Source organism: Pseudomonas syringae pv. tomato str. DC3000 (genome assembly GCF_000007805.1).
Classification (GTDB): Bacteria; Pseudomonadota; Gammaproteobacteria; order Pseudomonadales; family Pseudomonadaceae; genus Aquipseudomonas; species Aquipseudomonas avellanae.
Genome location: NC_004578.1, coordinates 6,267,837 through 6,287,882 on the forward strand (window position 1 = coordinate 6,267,837; position 20,046 = coordinate 6,287,882).

Sequence of the window (20,046 nt, forward strand, 5' to 3'; positions counted from 1 at the left end):
CACATGCGGAGCACCTCACCCCTCTTACGACGCTTTGCTTTCTTCCTGCGCGCCCCTGAGCATCGAATCCAGATTGCGCTCGATGTTTTCGCACAACGCATTCATCTGAATCACGTGCTCACTGGCACGGAACGGGCTCTGCAGGTCGGTGCCGATCTTCTCGATGGCCAGCAGCATGAAGCCCACCACGGTGGAGGCCAGCGGCGTGAACCAGCCCAGGGTTTCCACCAGACCAATCGGGACGATCAGGCAGAACAGCGTGATGAACAGCCTCGGGAAGGCCACATACGGATAAGGCAAAGGCGTGTTGGCGATCCGCTCCATGCCGCCTTGGCAGTTGGAGAGATCGACCATGGTCGACTCCAGACGCGCCAGACGAATACTGTCCAGACGCCCTGCCTGATACTCCTTGGCCAGCAGTGCAGCCGAGGTGTTGAGCAGGTCGTTGGGGAAGTTGTTGGTATCGCGACGGCGTTCAAATTCCTCGCGGGGGATCAGCATCTGAATCTCGTCGCCCGGTTCAACGCCCTTCAAGTGCGCGGACAGGCACTTCACGTAGGCCACATGGCGACGCAACAAGATGGCCTTGACCGGGTTGATGCCGTTGTCGTCTTCGACCAGCGTCAGAACCTGACGGGCGAAGCTGCGTGAGCTGTTGACCATCGCGCCCCACAGCGTGCGCGCCTCCCACCAGCGATTGTAAGCGCTGGAATTGCGAAAGCTGGTCAGCACCACCAGCGCCGAACCGAGCAAGGTCAGCGGCAACGATGGCAGGTTGATCTTGCGATCGAGAAACAGCATGAAATCGACGGTGACGATCACGTCCCAGATCAGCAGCCAGAACAGCGACCAACCGACGTAACCAATGGTTTTGCCGAGAAAACGGACTTTTGACATGATCGTTTGCTGCAAAGGACTACCCCACGATAAATAAGCGAGCGCGCATTCGGACCGCTACTGCATGGCCTTTGAATGCCAATCCAGCAGATGGTTCGCAAACGGCCCGCTTTATCTCGGGGCTTTATCTCAGGGCCTTGGGGTTTCTTAACAGCCAGTCAGAGCCACTTGCGGGCGTTCGCCGGTGAAGAATATCGGCCGCAACCGGACGCCGATGACGTTACCGGCATAGGCCGCGACCAGCCACAGCCAGCCGTGCAGGCTGCCCGAAGCAATCCCGCTGAAATACGCGCCGATATTGCAGCCATATGCCAGACGCGAGCCATAGCCCAGCAGCAACCCGCCGATGACCGACGCCACCAGCGAACGCACGGGAATGTCCAGGCTCGGCGCAAAACGACCGGCCAGACCTGCAGCCAGCAAGGCACCGAGCATGATGCCGATGTCCATCACGCTGGTGATGTCTTCCCACACCGGTGCCGCCAGCGCCTTGGCATTCGCAGCGCTCTGCCAGAACACCCAGTTGCCGACGTCCACGCCTAGACCACTGGCAGCCTTGGCGCCCCACAACGCGAACGCCGAGGTGATCCCCCAGGGGCGACCGGCCAACGCCAGTGTCGCGTAATTCAGAAGCGCCAGTGCCACAGCGCCCCAGACCAGAACCCACGGCCCACGCAACACGCGAGACAGACCGCGATGCTCAGTGGTCACAGGCGCTTCAAGCCGGCCATGACGACGCTTTTCGAGCTTCACGGTCACGAATGCGATCAAGGCAAACAGCGCAAGGTTCACGATCAGCGCAGGCAGCACGCCGAAGGTCTTGACCACCGAAACAGCCGGGAACGCAGGCAGTGCAAACCACCAGTCCACATGATGGGTAGCGATCAACGAACCGAGGATAAAAAACAGCAGCGTCACCAGCATGCGCGCGTTGCCGCCACCCGCGGTGAACAGCGTGCCGGACGCACAACCGCCGCCCAGTTGCATGCCGATGCCGAAAATAAACGCACCCACCACGACTGAAACGCCCACCGGTGCAACCAGCCCGGTAACAGGCTGGCCAAACAGCGTGCCCGCACCCAATGCCGGAAAAAACAACACCACGGCTACTGCCAGCATGACCATTTGTGCGCGCAGGCCCGCGCCACGCCGCTCACGGATGAACACCCGCCACGCCGAGGTGAAGCCGAATGCCGCGTGATACAGCGTCACGCCCAGCGCGGCACCGACGATCCACAGCATCACCTGGCGAGTGCCGACACTGAGCAGCAGAAACTGGGCGCCCATCAGCAGCAGGAACAGCGCAGCCAGCGGCGCGCCGAACTTGCGGCCGGGTGTTGCAGAAAGAGAGTTGTTCATGGGTATCTCAACGACAAGTTGCAGAAAGTGCAGAGTATACGGGGTACTGCCGACCTACTCCGACCAGACCATGCGTAGCCTGTTCAACGCATCCGCGATGGCGGGCTCAGGCACAGCGGCGAACCCAAGCACCAGACCGGCACGGTTATCCACAGGCTCGTCGGAATCGGACAGCCAGTATCCACTCAATGGGCTCATCTCGACGCCAACGCTTCTGGCTTTGGCAATCAACGCTTGCTCGCGCGCAACGCTGTCGACCTTGACCATTACGTGCAGGCCCGCCACGACTTTGGGCATTGCCGCGCAGCCGGGAACGTTGTCAGGCCAGCCGGCCAGCAGCGCATCACGACGACTCAGGGCCGCACGACGCATGCGGCGGATGTGTCGCTGAAAATGCCCTTGGGCAATGAATTGCGCCATGACCGCCTGCACGCCGATCTCGGTATGGCGCATGTCCACCGCCTTGCGCTGGCTGAACGGACGCACCAGATGCTCGGGCAGCACCAGATAGCCCAGGCGCAGCGCCGGGAAAACAATCTTGCCGAACGTCCCGACGTAAAGCACTCGCCCGTTCTGATCGAGCGCAGCCAAGGGTGCCAAGGGCGACCCGCTGTAGCGGTACTCGCCGTCGTAATCGTCCTCGACGATCCAGCTCTGGTTTTTCTCGGCCCAGGCCAGCAACTCCAGACGCCGGGCCAGGCTCATGACCACGCCTGTAGGGTATTGATGCGAAGGCGTAACGTACGCCAGCCGACAGTCCGTCTGCTCAAGGTCGGCGCAACGCATACCCTCGCTGTCCACCGCTACACCCTGCAACCGCGCACCAGCCAGTGCGAACGCGTGACCTGCCGCGCGATAGCCCGGATTTTCCACTGCAACGCCCTCGCCTGGCGTCACCAGCAGCTGTGCACAAAGGCTGATTGCGTGCTGCGCGCCACTGGTGATCACAATTTGCTCAGCAGTACAGCCCAGCCCTCGCGAGGAGCGAAGATACGCCGCAACCAGCTCTCGCAGCCGCCACTCTCCCGCCGCAGCGCCATAGCCCAGTTGATCGAGATTTGGCTTGCGCCAAAAAGACGCATACAGCTTGCCCCACAAGGCGAACGGGAAAAGGTCAAACGCGGGAACCCCGACCCTAAAGGCCTTGGGCCGGTCATCCGGGGGCTCATTGAGGTGGTGCTTTTCAACCCGTTGCAGCGCGGGGTTGTGGATAACTTGATTCAGCAGATTCTGCGTGTTTTCAACCGCAAATGTGGACAAACCTGTGCATAACCCTGTGTGCAAACCTGTGGGTAAGTTGGTGGATAGTTTTCCGGGAGCATTGCGCTGAAGCGCAGCGTGACGTCCGGCCAGTTGCGCGACGTATGTGCCATCGCCAACGCGCCCTTCAATGAAACCTTCGGCGTATAGCTGATCGAAGGCGCGCATCACGCTGTTGCGAGAAATCGCCAGCGATTTTGCCAGATCCCGGCTGGCAGGCAGGCGCATGCCGCTGCTCAGGCGTCCGTCGAGGATTTGCCGACGCAGAATTTCATACAGCTGCTTGCTAAGACCTTGGCGTGGGTCCAGTTCGATACCGATAAGCGTGGGTGGAAACGCAACGCGGTCTGCCGGCATTAGATTGGCTCTGTGAAATCTATTGAAAATGGATCTTACAACAGACCAATAGCTTGCCTAGGATTCCCTCATCAGCCGAGGAAAATCGTTATGTACATACCCAATGCCTTCAGGGAAAGCGATACACACAACCTTCAGGAGCACATGGACAAGACTCGCCTGGCCATTCTGGTCACCCAAGGTGACGACGGCTTGCACGCGACCCACCTGCCGCTGCTTTTGCGTAGCGATGAAGGCCCGTATGGCACGCTCTACGGGCACATGGCCAAGGCCAACCCGCAATGGCAGCAACTGAATGCCGACGCCGAGGCAATGGTGATTTTCCCGGGTGAAGATGCCTACGTGAGCCCGTCGTTCTACCCGAGTAAAGCGGAACACGGCAAGGTCGTGCCGACCTGGAATTATCTGGCCGTGCACGCCTATGGTCAGGCTGAGTGCTTCACCGATCCCGACCGGCTGCATCAACTGCTCAATGACCTCACCGATCGGCACGAGTCCAGTCGCGCCCAACCGTGGTCGATCAACGATGCGCCCGCGGACTACATTGCAAAGATGCTCGGCGCCATTGTCGGGTTTTCCATTCCCGTGCAGCGCCTGCAAGGTAAACGCAAACTCAGCCAGAACCGCAGCGCTGAGGATATGGCCGGTGTACGCGACGGTCTTGGCGCAAGCCATCTTGCAAATGACCAACAAATCGCTCGCTTGATGAGCGGATGGAGACCTTCATGACCGACGTCCGGATTCGCCCCGTCGCTGCCGACGATCATCAGGCCTGGCTGCCGTTATGGCAGGCCTATCTGAGTTTTTACAAGACCGAGCTGCCCGAAGGCGTGAGCGAGATCACCTGGCAACGCTTTCTCGACCCCAGCGAGCCGACTCATTCGGCACTGGCCTGGCTGGATGGCAAGGCGGTGGGCATGGTGAACTTCATCTATCATCGCTCCAACTGGAGCATCAACAACGCCTGTTACCTGCAAGACCTGATCGTCACCCCCGAGCAGCGCGGGACGGGCGTAGGCCGGCAGTTGATCGAGTTTGTCTACGCCACGGCCAGGGCCGATGGCTGCGACAAGGTGCACTGGCTGACCCATGAAACCAACGCCACGGCCATCCGGTTGTATGGGCGGATTGCTGATCGCGGCGGGTACATCCAATTTCGTAAAGCACTCTGAAACAGGAAGTGATTCATGTCGGACATCATGCTGGACTGGCAAGCCGCAGAGCTGCCCACTGATAAAACGCTCGCCGGCCGGTTTATTCGCCTGGAGAAGCTCGATACTTCACGTCACGGCGATGACTTGTGGGCCGTGCTTCAAGGCCCGGATGCCGACCTCAAGTTGTGGGATTATCTGCCTTACGGTCCTTTCATCGAACGCGTTGACTTCGACACATGGCTGACCGGGCATCAGGCGGCCTCCGACCCTTGGTTCTACACCGTGATCGATCAACAGACCGGCAAAGCCGAAGGCGTTATCAGCCTGATGTCGATCTTCGCCGTACATGGCCGAATCGAAATAGGCCACGTCACGTTCAGCGCCGCCATGCAACGCACCCCCAAAGGCACCGAAGCCGTTTACCTGCTGGCCAGGGAAGCCTTTGCGCTGGGCAATCGACGTGTGGAATGGAAATGCAACGCCAACAACGCTCGTTCCAAACGCGCTGCCGAGCGATTCGGTTTCAGCTACGAAGGTACCTTTCGCCAACACATGGTGGTGAAAGGCCTGAGCCGAGACACCGCGTGGTACTCGATGCTCGACAGCGAATGGCCTGAACGGCAAAAGGCATTCGAGCACTGGCTGGCTGTGGATAACTTCGCAGACGGTCAGCAGATCAAAGGGCTTGAAGCGTTTCGATGAAGGAACACCATTATCGTGCGACGCTGCATCAGCATGGCGCTCGAAAAACCACCTCGGCATGCCGTTCGGGACACTCTGCGTCCTCTTCGCGACGCAGAGCGTCTATAGCTGCATTCCCACGCGGGAGCGTAGGGAACGATAATCCTGACTATCGTGCTGAAATCCTGTGTCGGTATGCTGATCTCAACTATCGTGCGACGCTCTGCGTCGTCATGCCGTTCCGGACGCTCCGCGTCCTCTTCGCGACTCAGAGCGTCGAGAGCTGCATTCCCACGCGGTGGACTGCCCCCAAGAAGTTGGACACCAATCCGACCTAATGGGGGTGTTCAAATGGCCAAGTATTCAGAGCAATTCAAGCTCACCGTCGTCAAAGCCTATCTTGCAGGCAACATAGGCTTTCGCAAGGTGTCCAGCCAGTTCTCGATCGATTCCAGCCTGCTTCGACGCTGGGTCGCCAATTACAAGAGCCATGGGCACACAGGCCATCGTAAGCCTGGTCTTCGGTACAGCGAAGCCTTCAAACGCTCAGTGCTGGAGCACAAGCGCGAGCACGGGCTGTCCCTTCGCCAGACCGCAGCGCATTTTGGTATTGGTGATCCTGGCCAAATAGTCATTTGGGAACAGCAGCATTACAGTAACGATCTAGCCCCCTACGTTCCCAAGAGAAGAAAGTCTGTTGCCATGCCCAAGAAGCCTTATCCCACCGCACCAGTAATCGACGACGATACGCAGAAGACGCGTGACCAGTTAATGGCCGAGCTCGAATACCTGCGCATGGAGAACGCTTACCTAAAAAAGTTGGAAGAGTTGAAGGAGCAGCAACGACGGCAAAAGAAAAAGCCCTGATCGTCAAACAACTGAGGAGCCGCTTCTCGCTCTGCGCCCTTCTGACGCTGGCGGGCTTGGCGCGCAGTACGTTCTACTATCAGGTTCAGGTGCAATCCAGACCCGATCCAGATGCTGCTCTAAAGCAGGAGGTAGAGCGGATTTATCACGAGGAGAGAGGTCTTTATGGGGCTCGGCGCATCACAGCGGTTATCCGCAACTCAGGCACGCTGGTCAACAAGAAGGTTGTGGAGAGATTGATGGCTGAACTGGGTCTGCGCTCCGTTGTTCGACCAAAAAAATACCGTTCCTATAAGGGCACCGTCGGAAAAATTGCACCGAATTTGCTGGAGCGCAATTTCACGGCGCAACGCCCGAACCAGAAATGGGTGACCGATGTGACCGAGTTTAAAGTGGCCAATCGAAAGCTGTATCTCTCGCCTGTGATGGACCTGTACAACGGTGAGATCGTGGCGTACGAATTGTCTACCAGGCCGTGCTTTGAGCTGGTCACCAGTATGCTGGACAAGGCGTTGCAGCAGTTGCAAGACGAGCCGAAGCTTGTGATGCACTCGGATCAAGGCTGGCAGTATCAACACGCGCAGTACCGTCAGAAACTGGCGGCAAAGGGTGTGAAGCAAAGCATGTCTCGTAAGGGAAATTGCCTGGACAACGCTGCGATGGAAAGCTTTTTTGGTACGCTTAAGTCCGAGTTTTTCTACTTGAAACGATTTGAAAGCATAGAAGAGCTGACGGCAGGTCTGGAGGAGTACATCCGCTACTACAACCATGACCGCATTAAGCTGAAGCTAGGCGGCCTGAGCCCCGTAAAATACAGGACTCAGGCGGCAAGCTAAAACTGTCCAACTTCCGGGGGGCAGTCCACGGGGGGCGTAGGGAACGATAGCCCTGACTATCGTGCTGAAATTCTGTGTCGATATGCTGATCTCAACTATCGTGCGACGCTCTGCGTCGTCATGCCGTTCCGGACGCTCCGCGTCCTCTTCGCGACGCAGAGCGTCGAGAGCTGCATTCCCACGCGGGGCCGTAGGAACGATAATCCTGACTATCGTGCTGCGCTTCATAAGCAAGGCGTTTCGCCTGCAGAATAAAAAAAGGGAAGCCACGAGTGCTTCCCTGAGGTAAACGGTTGAATGATGTGAGGCGTCTGATCAGCCTTCGATCTCGACCAGTATCTCGCCCGGGTTGACGCGGTCGCCCTTGGCAACGTGGATCGCCACGACCTTGCCGGCAATGGATGCCTGAACTTCGGTTTCCATCTTCATCGCTTCAGTAATCAGCACGGCCTGACCGGCCTTCACCACATCGCCTTCCTTGACCAGCACATCGACGATGTTGCCCGGCATGGTGGTACTGACGTGGCCCGGCGCGCTGGCCTGCTGGCGTTTGCTCGCGCCGCCGCCGACAAATTCGTTGAGCGGCTCGAACACCACTTCTTCCGGCATGCCGTCGATGGTCAGGTAGAAGTGGCGCTTGCCCTCGGCCTTGACGCCCACGCCGGTGATGTCCACCCGGTAGGTCTCGCCATGCACATCAATCACGAACTCGGTCGGCACACCCTCGCCGCCTGCTTTGGCCACGCTTCCGGCTTCGGGGATCGGCAGCAACACTTCCGGCGTCAGGGTCCCGGCGGCGCGCTCTTCAAGAAACTTGCGGCCAATGTCCGGAAACATGGCAAAGGTCAGCACGTCCTCTTCGGATTTGGCCAGTGCGCCAATGTCAGCACGCAGCTTGGTCATCTCCGGCTTGAGCAGGTCGGCCGGACGAACATCGATCAGGTCCTCGCTGCCAATCGCCTGCCGACGCAGTTTTTCATCCACTTGCCCCGGCGCTTTGCCATACCCGCCTTGCAGGTAAAGCTTCACCTCATTGGTGATGGTCTTGTAACGCTCGCCAGCCAGCACGTTGAAAAACGCCTGGGTGCCGACAATCTGTGAAGTCGGTGTGACCAGCGGTGGATAACCCAGGTCTTTGCGCACGCGCGGGATTTCCGCCAGTACTTCGCTCATGCGATTGAGCGCGCCCTGCTCCTTGAGCTGGTTGGCGAGGTTGGAAATCATCCCGCCAGGCACCTGATTGACCTGCACGCGGGTATCGACTGCCGTGAATTCGCTCTCGAACTGGTGGTATTTCTTACGCACTGCGTAGAAATACAAACCGATTTCCTGCAACAGCTCCAGGTCCAGCCCGGTGTCGAACTCGCTGCCCTTGAGCGCCGCAACCATCGACTCGGTGCCTGGATGGCTGGTGCCCCAGGCGAAGCTGGAGATGGCGGTGTCGATATGGTCCGCGCCGCTTTCGATGGCCTTGAGCTGACACATCGCAGCCAGACCCGCCGTGTCATGGGAGTGAATGAACACCGGCAACGACTGCTCGGCTTTCAGCGCCCTGACCAGCTCGCCGGTGGCATACGGCGTCAACAGACCGGCCATGTCCTTGATCGCCACCGAGTCGCAGCCCATCGCCTCCATTTGCCGGGCCTGCGCGACGAACGCTTCGATGGTGTGCACCGGGCTGGTGGTGTAGGCGATGGTACCCTGCGCATGCTTGCCTGCCGCCTTCACCGCTTCGATGGCAACGCGCAGGTTACGCACATCGTTCATGGCATCGAAAATACGGAACACGTCGATGCCATTCACCGCCGCCTTGGCCACGAACGCCTTGACCACGTCATCGCTGTAATGCCGATAGCCCAGCAGGTTCTGACCGCGTAGAAGCATTTGCAGACGGGTATTGGGCAAAGCCGCACGCAACTGACGCAGACGCTCCCAAGGGTCTTCCTTGAGAAAACGCACGCAGGCGTCAAACGTCGCGCCACCCCACATTTCCAGCGACCAATAGCCGACCTTGTCGAGCTTGTCGCAGATTGGCAGCATGTCCTCGGTGCGCATGCGGGTCGCCAGCAGCGATTGGTGAGCGTCGCGCAGGATGGTGTCGGTTACGAATATCTTCTTGGTCATTGGTAGCTCCTTTCAAGCTGCAAGTTTCAAGCTACAAGCCGCAAGTAAAAGCCGAGTCGCTCTTGCTTGAAGCTTGCAGCTGACAACTTGCAGCTGACTCATTCATAAGCCTGCATGTGCGGCAATGGCGGCAGCGATGGCCAGGGCCAGCTCTTCGGGTTTGCGCTTGATCGAGTAATTGGTCAGCTCAGGGTGGCTTTCGACAAAGCTGGTATTGAACTCACCGCTGCGAAACTCCGGGTTGCGCAGAATTTCCTGGTAATAGGCAGCCGTGGTCTTCACCCCTTGCAGGCGCATGTCATCCAGCGCGCGCAGGCCGCGGTCCATCGCCTCTTCCCAGCTCAATGCCCAGACGATCAGCTTCAGGCACATGGAGTCGTAGTACGGCGGAATCGTGTAGCCGGTGTAAATCGCCGTGTCGGTGCGCACGCCAGGCCCGCCGGGGGCGTAATACCGGGTGATCTTGCCGAAGCTGGGCAGGAAGTTGTTTTTCGGGTCTTCTGCGTTGATTCGAAACTGCAGGGCAAAACCGCGGTGAATGATGTCTTCCTGCTTGACCGACAACGGCAGGCCGGACGCGATGCTGATCTGCTCGCGAACAATGTCGATGCCGGTGATTTCTTCGGTGATGGTGTGCTCGACCTGTACACGGGTGTTCATCTCCATGAAGTACACCTCGCCCTCGGCGAGCAGAAACTCCACGGTACCCGCGTTCTCGTAACCGACAGCCTTGGCCGCACGCACCGACAGATCGCCGATATAGGCGCGCTGCTCAGGGGTCAGTTGCGGGCTGGGAGCGATCTCGATCAGCTTCTGGTTACGGCGCTGAATGGAACAGTCACGCTCGAACAGGTGCACCACGTTGCCGAAGCTGTCGCCGAGAATCTGCGCTTCGATGTGCTTGGGGTTAACGATGCACTTTTCCAGAAAGACTTCTGCCGAGCCAAAGGCTTTGGTCGCCTCGGAAATCACCCTGGGGAAAGCCTGCTCCAGCTCTTGGCGGCTGTTGCAACGGCGGATACCGCGCCCCCCACCACCGGAAGTGGCCTTGAGCATCACCGGATAACCGATACGCTCGCCTTCGACCAGCGCTTCTTCGATATCTGCCACATTGCCTTCAGTACCCGGCGTTACCGGCACACCGGCTTTGATCATGCTGCGCCGCGCTTCGGTCTTGTCGCCCATACGGCGAATCACTTCTGCCGACGGCCCGATGAATTTGATGCCACGTTCATTGCAGATGTCAGCGAGTTCAGCGTTTTCCGACAAAAAACCATAACCTGGGTGCAATGCATCACACCCGGTCTCCACCGCCAGATTCACCAGCTTGCGCGGGTTCAGGTAACCGGCCAGTGGTTCGGCACCAATGCTATAGGCTTCGTCGGCCCGCTTGACGTGCAAGGCATGCCGGTCCGCATCGGAGAAGATCGCTACCGAGCGAATGCCCATTTCGGCACAGGCACGCACGATGCGGACGGCGATTTCTCCGCGGTTGGCGATCAGAATTTTTGTTATCACTGGTGTTTCCTCGACCCTAAGGACAAACCCGGTCAAACCGGTCGATACATCTGCATGGCGCTTTACAGCCGTTTTTGCAGACAGGCATGTGACTGAATGCCGCAGGGACACCCTAGCCCTGATCAAGGATTAACAAAAATGATTAAAAATTGGGTCGTGCATAAGTAAAAGCTTATAGTTGAACGCCCAGCCGCCCCTCTGAAGGCCTTATACATGCGTAAGTCATTGATGCGTATGACATTGCGTCAGCTGCGTATTTTCAACGAAGTGTGCGACCTGCGCTCCTACAGCCGCGCCGCAGAAGAAATGTCCCTTACACAGCCCGCCGTCAGCCTGCAGGTTCGCCAGCTTGAAGAGCTGATCGGCCAGCCGTTGTTCGAGTACGTCGGCAAGAAGCTCTACATGACAGAAGCCGCCGAAGCGCTGCAACTGGCCAGCCGGGATATTTTCGGGCGCCTTGAAAGCCTGGATATGCAGCTCTCCGATATGCAGGGCTCGCTGCAAGGCCAGCTGAAGCTTGCGGTCGAGTCGAGCTGCAAGTACTTCATTCCTCACCTGTTCGCTGCATTCAAACGCCAGCATCCGGAAGTCAGCCTGAGCCTGATGGTGGTCAACCGTGCGCAGATCATCAGGCGATTGTCGGATAACCGCGACGATCTGGTGGTGATGTCGGCAGTGCCTCTGGACATGGGCCTTGAGTTTCTGCCCTTCCTCAACAACCCGATTGTGGCCGTGGCCCCGCCGGATCATCCGCTGAGCAGCCGTGAAACGTTGAGCCTGAAAGACCTGGAGCCGTGGCCGCTGCTGACCCGCGAAACGGGATCGGGTACACGCCGGGCCTGCGAGGAGTATTTCAAGGAGAAACGCGTGCACTTCACCCAGACCCTGGAGGTGTCGTCCAGCGAAGCGCAGCGTGAATGCGTGGTTGCCGGGCTGGGCCTGGCGATGCTGACGCGGCATGCGGTCTGCCAGGAACTCGCCACCGGCACTCTCGTAGAGTTGCCAGTGGCGGAGCTGCCGCTGTACCGAAGCTGGTGCGTGGTTCAGGCCAGGGACAAACGCCTGTCACCCGTGGCACACGCCTTTCTTGCGTTCATCCGCACCGAACGTGCGCAGATCAGCCAGCTTGTCGAGCGCTTCGACGGTCGACCGCAGGCGGTGTAGCGGTCTGCCAGACTGCGTTTTTCACACCGTCCATGTAGTCGCAAAGCTCCTGATTGAGCTGCCGCGCTTCGCTGTAGCTCTCGATTGCCCGACGAAACTCCATGCGACGCTGATCTTCCTGCTGACGGCGGGTTTTCACGGTGCTGTTGGGTAAATCATCGTAATGCCGAGCCATGTCCTGTCTCCCAATACGTTTTGTGGGAGCACCAGAATGGAGCGCTACAGTGACAGTCAGGCGGCGGACACATGACAGCTTGGTTAAATTTTGAAACGTGATAGCCAGCTCGGAAATGAGAAAAATATATATTTACCGCACTCCGATGCCCCCAACGAAAGAAACTGGCCCTGCAGGATGCAACTCACCCATTAAATGAAATCATAGCAAGGAGCTACACAATGACTAGCCAAAACAAAAACTGGATTGTGCGCGATGACAGAGCGTCAGACGTGAACACCCTGACAGTAGCAGGCGTCGTACCTACAACCGCCAGCAACACGTTCCCCATGCTGACCGTCAGCAACACACAGGGTGGTACAGGCCAACTGGTCCTGAACCTGACCTACAAAACAGAAGACTACGGCCTGCAAGTTATGGGCGAGGCACAGGTTATATACACCCAGCCAAGCGACCCGACCATTACCTCCGTCTGGATCTATCAGGACAATAAGTTGCTGGTAGGCATTGATGACATAACCGTCATCCATTGATCGACAAGCAGCAGATTAAGGACAGCTCTCTCCGGATGCCTCAGGGTTTCCGGGGAGAGCTTTCCTCTTTGTTGTAGCTGACCATGAATGCCGTCAGTCTTCGTGGCTCTTGATCGACTTCGGCGACAAACGCAAGCCGCGCAAGCTGCGCTTGACGCTCTTGAGGTGATTGACCAGGCTCGGCCCTCGAGCCATCGCGACGCCCATTGCCAGCACATCGATAACCACCAGATGTGCGATACGCGAGGTCAGCGGTGTATAGATTTCGGTGTCTTCGTGCACATCGATGGCCAGGTTGACCGAAGACAGCTCGGCCAGCGGCGTCTGGCTCGGGCACAGCGTGATCAGCGTAGCGCCGCTTTCGCGGACCAGATTGGCGGTGATCAACAAGTCCTTGGAGCGCCCCGACTGGGAAATGCACACTGCTACATCGGTCGGCTTGAGCGTAACTGCCGACATGGCCTGCATGTGCGGGTCGGAATACGCAGCGGCGGTCAGCAACAGTCGAAAGAACTTGTGTTGCGCATCGGCAGCCACGGCGCCAGATGCACCAAACCCATAAAACTCCACCCGATTGGCCCCGGCCATCGCCGTGACCGCCTGCTGCAAGGCGTGGGGATCAAGGTTCTCGCGCACTTCCATAAGCGTGTGCAGGGTTGTGTCGAAAATCTTCAGGCTGTAATCAGCGACCGAATCATCTTCGTGAATCGCGAACTGCCCAAAACTGGCGCCCGCCGCCAGACTTTGCGCCAGCTTGAGCTTGAGGTCCTGAAACCCGGTGCAACCAATGGCGCGACAGAAACGCACGATGGTCGGCTCGCTGATGCCGACGCTGTGCGCCAGATCGGCCATGGAACTGTGCATCACAGCCGCAGGGTCAAGCAGCACATGGTCGGCTACTTTGAGCTCCGATTTGCGCAGCAGGTGACGTGACTGAGCGATGTGTTGCAGCAGATTCAAGGGGCAGACTCAACAAAGGGAAGATGGGCTGGGTTGTAGCTTTCTTGTAGTTATACTACATGACCTGCAAACCGCCCAGTTAAACGACGCTGGAACGTCCTGCGCGAGCCTGAAAAGGAAAATTCAAAAAAATATGTGGGAATAATCCTACATTACGTCGAGCCTCACACCAGACCCGCGCACGCTCATCGGGCAACGATAGACTGACCTTATTCAAGCCAGGCAGCATGGCGACGACCGGTCGTCAGCACCTGCTCATTTTTTATGCCTGACGCAAAGCATGGTTTGCCCGTCATCGCGCGGCACCCTAGAATGCGCTGATGCGCGATGATCTCTCTGTTCTTCTTAATTCCCTCAACGATGCCCAACGTCAGGCCGTAGCCGCCTCATTGGGTCGTCAGTTGGTCCTGGCCGGTGCTGGCTCCGGCAAAACCCGAGTGCTGGTGCATCGCATCGCCTGGCTGATGCAGGTCGAGCAAGCCTCCCCGCATTCGGTCCTGTCGGTGACGTTCACCAACAAGGCAGCTGCCGAGATGCGCCACCGCATCGAGCAGCTCATGGGCATCAGCCCTGCTGGCATGTGGGTAGGCACTTTCCACGGCCTGGCGCACCGCCTGTTGCGGGCGCACTGGCAGGAAGCCGGGCTGGTGCAGACCTTCCAGATTCTCGACAGCGATGACCAGCAACGTCTGGTCAAGCGCGTGATGCGCGAGCTGGGTCTGGACGAGCAACTCTGGCCTGCGCGTCAGGCTCAGTGGTTCATCAATGGTCAGAAAGACGAAGGCCTGCGCCCGAAACATATTCAGGCCAGCGGCGATCTGTTCCTGACCACCATGAAAAGCGTTTACGAAGCCTACGAGGCTGCCTGCCAGCGTGCAGGCGTCATCGACTTCTCTGAGTTGCTGCTGCGCGCGCTGGACCTGTGGCGTGACAACCCTGGCTTGCTGGCGCACTACCAGCGCCGCTTCCGCCACGTACTGGTGGACGAGTTTCAAGATACCAACGCCGTGCAATATGCCTGGCTGCGCCTGCTTGCTCAGGGTGGCGACAGCCTGATGGTGGTCGGCGACGACGATCAGTCCATCTACGGCTGGCGTGGCGCGAAGATCGAGAACATCCATCAGTATTCCGATGATTTCCCGGACACCGAAGTGATCCGCCTGGAGCAGAACTACCGCTCCACGGCGAGCATCCTCAAAGCCGCCAACGGTTTGATCATCAATAACAGCGGGCGTCTGGGCAAAGAGTTGTGGACCGACGTCGGCGATGGCGAGCTGATCAATCTGTATGCCGCCTTCAACGAACACGACGAAGCGCGTTACGTGGTCGAGACCATCGAGAGCGCCCTGAAAACCGGCATCTCACGCAACGACATCGCCATTCTGTACCGTTCCAACGCCCAGTCTAGGGTGCTGGAAGAAGCCCTGCTGCGCGAGCGTATTCCGTACCGCATCTATGGCGGGCAGCGCTTTTTCGAGCGCGCCGAGATCAAGAACGCGATGGCCTATATGCGCCTGCTGGAAGGTCGCGGCAACGATGCCGCGCTGGAGCGGGTGATCAACGTTCCGGCACGCGGCATCGGCGAGAAAACCGTCGAAGCGATTCGCGAGCACGCGCGGCATGCCGACGTGTCGATGTGGGAAGCCATGCGCCTGCTGGTCGCCAACAAGGGCCTGACTGGCCGCGCTGCCGGCGCGCTGGGCGGGTTTATCGAGCTGATCGAGAACCTGTCGGCCAAGGTCATGGAAATGCCGCTGCACCTGATGACTCAGACAGTCATCGAGCAGTCCGGGCTGATTACCTATCACGAACAGGAAAAAGGCGAGAAAGGCCAGGCCCGGGTAGAAAACCTTGAGGAACTGGTCAGCGCCGCTCGGGCTTTCGAAAATCACGAGAGCGACGAAGAATTGACCCCGCTGGCCGCCTTCCTCGGCCATGCTTCGCTGGAAGCTGGCGACACTCAGGCGCAAGAGCATGAAGACAGCATTCAGTTGATGACGTTGCACAGCGCCAAGGGCCTGGAATTCCCGCATGTGTTTCTGGTGGGCATGGAAGAAGGTCTGTTCCCGCACAAGATGAGCCTGGAAGAACCGGGCCGTCTTGAAGAAGAGCGGCGTCTGGCCTATGTCGGCATCACCCGTGCCATGAAACAGCTGGTGATGACCTACGCCGAGACACGCCGCCTGTACGGCAGCGAAACCTACAACAAGGTTTCGCGTTTCGTCCGCGAGATTCCGCCTGCGCTGATTCAGGAAGTCCGTTTGTCCAACAGCGTGAGCCGTCCTTTCGGCGGCACTCCGAAGTTCAACAGCGGCAGCTTGTTCAACGGCACCGGCATTCCGGAAACCGAGTTCGCCATGGGCCAGCGCGTGCAGCATGCGGTGTTCGGCGAAGGCGTGATCCTCAACTTCGAAGGCGCTGGCGCCCAGGCACGCGTGCAGGTCAACTTCGCCGAAGGCAGCAAGTGGCTGATGATGGGCTATGCGAAGCTGGTGGCGTTGTAGGGTAGGCCGGTCAATCATCGTCCATACGCCCCTGACTATCGTTTATTCCGGGCGTTCCAAGACCTGTGTATAACCTCGTTGCGTGGGGTTAATCACAAGTCCTACGAAGCGCGCTGAAAAGTCCTACGCTATTTGTGTAAAAGTCCGAAACACTAACGCGCTGGTCATGCCGGCATCTGCTGTGCAACATGGCGCGCGTGCAATCACAAAACGGGAATACCCTTATGCAACGTTTTCTAAGCATCGCGATGGCGCTGTGCATCGGGCTCACCATGAGCCTGGATGTGAACGCCGCGCGCTTCGGTGGCGGCAAGAGCATGGGCTCGGCACCTACGCATCAGGCTCGCCAGACCGCACCGGCTACTCCGGCAGCTGCGCCTAACGCGGCTGGCCGCCCTGCTGCTGCGCCAAGCGGTGCCTCCCGCTGGCTGGGCCCATTGGCCGGTATCGCTGCCGGTGGCCTGCTCGCGTCGATGTTCATGGGTGACGGCTTCAACGGCCTGCAACTGTTCGACATCCTGATCATGGGCCTCATCGCCTTCCTGATCTTCCGCTTCATCGCTCGCCGTCGTCAGCAGCAACAGCCGAAAATGGCCGCTGCCGGTGCGCCGTACCAGCGTGAAACCAGCCAGCCGGCACAGAACCCGATCTTCGGCAGCTCGTCGCCTGCGTCCGCCGCACCCGTCATCAACGCACCGGCCTGGTTCAACGAAGAGCGCTTTCTGGACGCCGCCCGTGGTCACTTCCAGTCGCTGCAGCAGCACTGGGACGCCAACGAGATGGACAAGATCGCCGAGTTCGTCACCCCACAAATGCTGCAGTTCCTGAAAAAGGAACGTGCAGACCTGGGCGATGGCTTCCAGTCGACCTTCATCGATAACCTGCACGTGCAGCTGGACGGTCTGGATGATCGTGCCGACAAGACCATCGCTACCCTGACCTTCTCCGGCGTGTCCAAGACCTCGCGCTTTGACCAGGGCGAAGTGTTCAGCGAAAGCTGGAACATGGAGCGCCCGCAAGGTGAAAACCAGCCTTGGCTGGTCGCAGGAATTCGCCAGAACGGTTGAACCAGATTCCGTTCTCGCGTTCAGAACCCCGGACATGTCCGGGGTTTTTGTTTATCCGTTCGGATAGTTATTTTGAGAAAGGCTTTACGCTACTGTATAACCCGCGCCATCAAGTGAGAGGATCCGTGTCGTGGAAGAAGTCATCGAACAATTGCGTGAAGCGAATGAACCAGTCCCGGTTCCGCTTGAGCTGCCCGACGAGGACCAACTGGTCGAGATCGAGGAACAGCTGTTTATCAACATCCCGTTCGTCTTCAAGGAGTTTCTCCTGACGGTCAGCGACGTGGTGTATGGCAGCCTTGAGCCGGTCACTGTGACCGACCCGCAGTCGCACACCTACCTGCCGGAAGTCTGTGCCACCGCCTGGGATCTGGGCGTGCCGCGCGAGCTGATCCCGATCTGCCAGGACGGCGAAGACTATTACTGCGTCGAGGAAGACGGCACTGTGTTGCTGTGGTCCGCCGAAGAAGAACTGGTTACCGAAGAAAGCTGGGAGTCGGTCTGGCACTGGGCTCGGGATGTCTGGCTGGAAAGCTGAGGCACCTCTGCTGCACGGGTTGTGAAAAGATCACCGGGCTCAATGCCCGGATGATTCCTGATTATTCCCCAGCGTCTCCAGCAGCGCGATCTGCATCCGCGTATGCACGCGGATCAGCCAGCGCCACAGCAAAGCGGCGACCAGCGCAGCCACCAGAACAACGACCAGCAGCAATTCGTTGGCCGGCAGAATACTGGCCGACAACGCCGCCAGCATCACAAAGATCACCACCAGCGACAACAACGGAATCACCTCCGCCACGACCTTGCGCACACGCACGGTATGTCGGCCGGCCATCTCGGGCTTGACGCCCATCTCTGCCAGCAACATCGACAGCGCCTTGAGCTTGCGGTACGCCGCAATCAGGAACGGCAGCGACAGCAGCAATGCCGCACCGCAGATCCAGGCTTTCTGATGGCTGACATCTGCCACCCACTCGTCCATGTACCCGCCAAGACGTTCCGCGAAGTAGCCACCGCTGAAAAAGATCGCCATCACCAGCGCCAGGTTGACACCAACCTGCAGCAGAATCCGCCTGATCATCCCGGCGAGCACTGCGCTCTGCCCTTGCGGCTGAATGCTGCGCAGCCATTCACCGTACATGCCGAACACCCGCGCCACGCGCCGGGGCATTATTGCGGCCAGCTTGAGCGACAACGGATCAGCGCCGCGAATAAGGTAGGGCGTCAGCAACGTGGTGATTGCCGATACAGCGACGGCCACCGGGTACAGGAAATCGCTGGTGACCTGCAGGGTCATGCCCAGCGCCGCGATGATGAAGGAAAACTCGCCAATCTGTGACAGCCCCATGCCCACACGCAGTGAGGTACGGCCGTCATTGCCGGCGATAAACGCGCCAAGGCCGCAGGAAATCATCTTGCCCAACACCACCGCGACAGTGATGACTGCAATCGGCCAGGCATATTCCAGAAGGATTTTCGGATCGATCATCAAGCCGATGGCGACAAAGAAGATCGCACTGAACATGTCCCGGATGGGTTCGATCAACCGTTCGATCTTCAGCAGCTCTCGCGACTCGGCCATGATCGCGCCGATCAGGAACGCGCCCAATACCATGCTGTATTCCAGCTTGACCACCAGCAGGCAGAAGCCGAAGCACAAGCCCAGCACGGTAATCAGCAGCATCTCGTTGCTGTCGAACCTGGCGACGTAGGACAGCAATCGCGGCACCAGCAGAATACCGACGACCAGCGCCACAATCATGAACAGAGACAGCTTGCCGACCGTTGAGAACACTTCGCCCGAACTGACCGAACCACTGACCGCAATGCCCGACAGCAGCGCGATAATGCCGATGCCCAGAATGTCTTCGACGATCAGCACGCCGAAGATCAACTGGGCGAAATGCTGGTTCTTCATCTTCAGGTCGTTGAGCGCCTTGACGATGATGGTGGTCGAGGAGATCGCCAAAATCGCGCCGAGAAATAGCGAGTCCATGGTTTTCCAGCCGAAGAACTGACCGATCTCGTAACCAATCCAGATCATCAGGGCAATTTCGAGGAACGCGGCGATGAACGCTGTGGCCCCGACCTTGAACAGCTTGCGCAGGCTGAACTCCAGCCCCAGGCAGAACATCAGGAAGATCACCCCCAGCTCGGCCAGGATCTTGATGGTGTCCTCATCGTGGATCAGGCTGACCGGTGGCGTGTGCGGGCCGATGATGAAGCCGGCGACGATATAACCGAGTACCACGGGCTGACGAAGGCGATGAAAGAGAATGGTCACTACGCCCGCCACCAGCATGATCACTGCCAGGTCTTGAATGAAATTGATGGCATGCATGGCGGCAAAGCTCCTTTTGGTGATGACGTTCGCAACCGACATCGCCACACCTTGTAAGGCGTGAGCCACCCGGTTCGTCATCGAAATCCGATTAAAACGTAAGAAAAAACCCGATCCACGGGTTTTTGCAGGTTAACACCGCCCCCTTGGACATAAAGCCGGTGCAATATATGGAAACAGATAGTTATGACGCGTGACGGCCGTCTGCTGGCCAGCGTCCCGATAACTGTCGCAAGCCCTATTGAGCGC

The 20,046-nt window shown here is 58.6% G+C and carries 17 protein-coding genes; 9 read left to right on the forward strand and 8 right to left on the reverse strand.

Features of this window, described 5'->3' with window-relative positions:
- Window positions 1-24: 24 nt before the first annotated feature.
- The 3 genes from PSPTO_RS28510 to PSPTO_RS28520 form a co-directional block, all read right to left on the reverse strand.
- Window positions 25-897 (reverse strand): bestrophin family protein, encoded by an 873-nt coding sequence (locus tag PSPTO_RS28510; RefSeq protein ID WP_005768336.1) that lies wholly within the window; start codon window positions 895-897, stop codon window positions 25-27.
- 147 nt (window positions 898-1,044) lie between these two features.
- Window positions 1,045-2,256 carry a YeeE/YedE family protein gene (locus tag PSPTO_RS28515; protein ID WP_005768334.1) on the reverse strand — a complete coding sequence of 404 codons (1,212 nt, stop codon included), beginning with the start codon at window positions 2,254-2,256 and terminating at the stop codon, window positions 1,045-1,047.
- Window positions 2,257-2,310: 54 nt separating this feature from the next.
- On the reverse strand, window positions 2,311-3,873 hold the full coding sequence (locus PSPTO_RS28520) for a PLP-dependent aminotransferase family protein (protein WP_011105535.1): 1,563 nt from the start codon (window positions 3,871-3,873) through the stop codon (window positions 2,311-2,313).
- A 90-nt stretch (window positions 3,874-3,963) separates the two neighbouring features.
- Here PSPTO_RS28520 and PSPTO_RS28525 point away from each other — a divergent pair, with 90 nt between their 5' ends.
- The 4 genes from PSPTO_RS28525 to PSPTO_RS28540 all read left to right on the forward strand — a co-directional run bounded on the left by PSPTO_RS28525 (window position 3,964) and on the right by PSPTO_RS28540 (window position 7,411).
- Window positions 3,964-4,602 (forward strand): FMN-binding negative transcriptional regulator, encoded by a 639-nt coding sequence (locus PSPTO_RS28525; RefSeq protein WP_011105536.1) that lies wholly within the window; start codon window positions 3,964-3,966, stop codon window positions 4,600-4,602.
- Window positions 4,599-5,045 carry a GNAT family N-acetyltransferase gene (locus tag PSPTO_RS28530; RefSeq protein WP_011105537.1) on the forward strand — a complete coding sequence of 149 codons (447 nt, stop codon included), beginning with the start codon at window positions 4,599-4,601 and terminating at the stop codon, window positions 5,043-5,045. The genes PSPTO_RS28525 and PSPTO_RS28530 overlap by 4 nt, the downstream gene beginning before the upstream one ends.
- Before the next feature lie 15 nt (window positions 5,046-5,060).
- A complete protein-coding gene (locus PSPTO_RS28535; RefSeq protein ID WP_011105538.1) occupies window positions 5,061-5,729 on the forward strand; it encodes a GNAT family N-acetyltransferase in 669 nt (222 codons plus the stop codon).
- Window positions 5,730-6,059: 330 nt separating this feature from the next.
- Window positions 6,060-7,411, forward strand: a protein-coding gene (locus tag PSPTO_RS28540; protein ID WP_149032136.1) for an IS3-like element ISPsy8 family transposase whose coding sequence is annotated in 2 segments (ribosomal slippage) — window positions 6,060-6,519 and window positions 6,519-7,411 — 1,353 coding nt in all. Because the reading frame shifts where the segments join, the coding sequence is not laid out codon by codon here.
- 315 nt (window positions 7,412-7,726) lie between these two features.
- Here the strand turns inward: PSPTO_RS28540 and oadA are convergent.
- Both oadA and PSPTO_RS28550 read right to left on the reverse strand, forming a co-directional pair.
- Window positions 7,727-9,535 (reverse strand): sodium-extruding oxaloacetate decarboxylase subunit alpha, encoded by a 1,809-nt coding sequence (gene oadA / locus PSPTO_RS28545; RefSeq protein WP_011105539.1) that lies wholly within the window; start codon window positions 9,533-9,535, stop codon window positions 7,727-7,729.
- A gap of 102 nt (window positions 9,536-9,637) precedes the next feature.
- Complete coding sequence (locus PSPTO_RS28550; protein ID WP_011105540.1) at window positions 9,638-11,053, reverse strand: acetyl-CoA carboxylase biotin carboxylase subunit; 1,416 nt, start codon at window positions 11,051-11,053, stop codon at window positions 9,638-9,640.
- Window positions 11,054-11,266: 213 nt separating this feature from the next.
- Here PSPTO_RS28550 and PSPTO_RS28555 point away from each other — a divergent pair, with 213 nt between their 5' ends.
- On the forward strand, window positions 11,267-12,217 hold the full coding sequence (locus PSPTO_RS28555; RefSeq protein ID WP_005768326.1) for a LysR family transcriptional regulator: 951 nt from the start codon (window positions 11,267-11,269) through the stop codon (window positions 12,215-12,217).
- Here PSPTO_RS28555 and PSPTO_RS28560 read toward each other — a convergent pair.
- Window positions 12,171-12,356, reverse strand: coding sequence for a PA3496 family putative envelope integrity protein (locus PSPTO_RS28560; protein ID WP_005768325.1), 186 nt, complete (start codon window positions 12,354-12,356; stop codon window positions 12,171-12,173). The two genes, PSPTO_RS28555 and PSPTO_RS28560, sit on opposite strands and share 47 nt — an antisense overlap.
- Window positions 12,357-12,613: 257 nt before the next feature.
- Here PSPTO_RS28560 and PSPTO_RS28565 point away from each other — a divergent pair, with 257 nt between their 5' ends.
- A complete protein-coding gene (locus tag PSPTO_RS28565; RefSeq protein WP_005768323.1) occupies window positions 12,614-12,925 on the forward strand; it encodes a hypothetical protein in 312 nt (103 codons plus the stop codon).
- Between the two features lie 93 nt (window positions 12,926-13,018).
- On the opposite strand, the gene hexR is transcribed toward PSPTO_RS28565, so the two are convergent.
- The gene (hexR, locus tag PSPTO_RS28570; RefSeq protein WP_005768321.1) at window positions 13,019-13,885 is read right to left on the reverse strand and encodes a transcriptional regulator HexR; all 867 of its coding nucleotides are present in this window, start codon (window positions 13,883-13,885) and stop codon (window positions 13,019-13,021) included.
- Between the two features lie 320 nt (window positions 13,886-14,205).
- On the opposite strand from hexR, the gene uvrD reads away from it, so the two are divergent.
- The 3 genes from uvrD (at window position 14,206) to PSPTO_RS28585 (ending at window position 17,994) form a co-directional block, all read left to right on the forward strand.
- Window positions 14,206-16,389, forward strand: coding sequence for a DNA helicase II (gene uvrD / locus PSPTO_RS28575; RefSeq protein ID WP_011105542.1), 2,184 nt, complete (start codon window positions 14,206-14,208; stop codon window positions 16,387-16,389).
- Window positions 16,390-16,613: 224 nt separating this feature from the next.
- Window positions 16,614-17,456, forward strand: a complete 843-nt coding sequence (locus PSPTO_RS28580) for a Tim44 domain-containing protein (protein ID WP_005768318.1) — start codon at window positions 16,614-16,616, stop codon at window positions 17,454-17,456.
- A 130-nt stretch (window positions 17,457-17,586) separates the two neighbouring features.
- Window positions 17,587-17,994 carry an SMI1/KNR4 family protein gene (locus tag PSPTO_RS28585; protein WP_005768316.1) on the forward strand — a complete coding sequence of 136 codons (408 nt, stop codon included), beginning with the start codon at window positions 17,587-17,589 and terminating at the stop codon, window positions 17,992-17,994.
- 39 nt (window positions 17,995-18,033) lie between these two features.
- Here PSPTO_RS28585 and PSPTO_RS28590 read toward each other — a convergent pair whose 3' ends face one another.
- A complete protein-coding gene (locus PSPTO_RS28590; RefSeq protein WP_005768314.1) occupies window positions 18,034-19,797 on the reverse strand; it encodes a cation:proton antiporter in 1,764 nt (587 codons plus the stop codon).
- Window positions 19,798-20,046 lie beyond the last annotated feature (249 nt).

Excerpts from the sequence above, each read along its gene's own strand:
- PSPTO_RS28590 (WP_005768314.1), bottom strand. The coding sequence starts at position 19,797 with ATGCATGCCATCAATTTCATTCAAGACCTGGCAGTGATCATGCTGGTG.
- PSPTO_RS28565 (WP_005768323.1), top strand. The coding sequence starts at position 12,614 with ATGACTAGCCAAAACAAAAACTGGATTGTGCGCGATGACAGAGCGTCA.
- PSPTO_RS28515 (WP_005768334.1), bottom strand. The coding sequence starts at position 2,256 with ATGAACAACTCTCTTTCTGCAACACCCGGCCGCAAGTTCGGCGCGCCG.
- uvrD (WP_011105542.1), top strand. The coding sequence starts at position 14,206 with ATGCGCGATGATCTCTCTGTTCTTCTTAATTCCCTCAACGATGCCCAA.
- PSPTO_RS28555 (WP_005768326.1), top strand. The coding sequence starts at position 11,267 with ATGCGTAAGTCATTGATGCGTATGACATTGCGTCAGCTGCGTATTTTC.
- oadA (WP_011105539.1), bottom strand. The coding sequence starts at position 9,535 with ATGACCAAGAAGATATTCGTAACCGACACCATCCTGCGCGACGCTCAC.
- PSPTO_RS28525 (WP_011105536.1), top strand. The coding sequence starts at position 3,964 with ATGTACATACCCAATGCCTTCAGGGAAAGCGATACACACAACCTTCAG.
- PSPTO_RS28580 (WP_005768318.1), top strand. The coding sequence starts at position 16,614 with ATGCAACGTTTTCTAAGCATCGCGATGGCGCTGTGCATCGGGCTCACC.
- PSPTO_RS28530 (WP_011105537.1), top strand. The coding sequence starts at position 4,599 with ATGACCGACGTCCGGATTCGCCCCGTCGCTGCCGACGATCATCAGGCC.
- PSPTO_RS28520 (WP_011105535.1), bottom strand. The coding sequence starts at position 3,873 with ATGCCGGCAGACCGCGTTGCGTTTCCACCCACGCTTATCGGTATCGAA.
- PSPTO_RS28535 (WP_011105538.1), top strand. The coding sequence starts at position 5,061 with ATGTCGGACATCATGCTGGACTGGCAAGCCGCAGAGCTGCCCACTGAT.
- PSPTO_RS28510 (WP_005768336.1), bottom strand. The coding sequence starts at position 897 with ATGTCAAAAGTCCGTTTTCTCGGCAAAACCATTGGTTACGTCGGTTGG.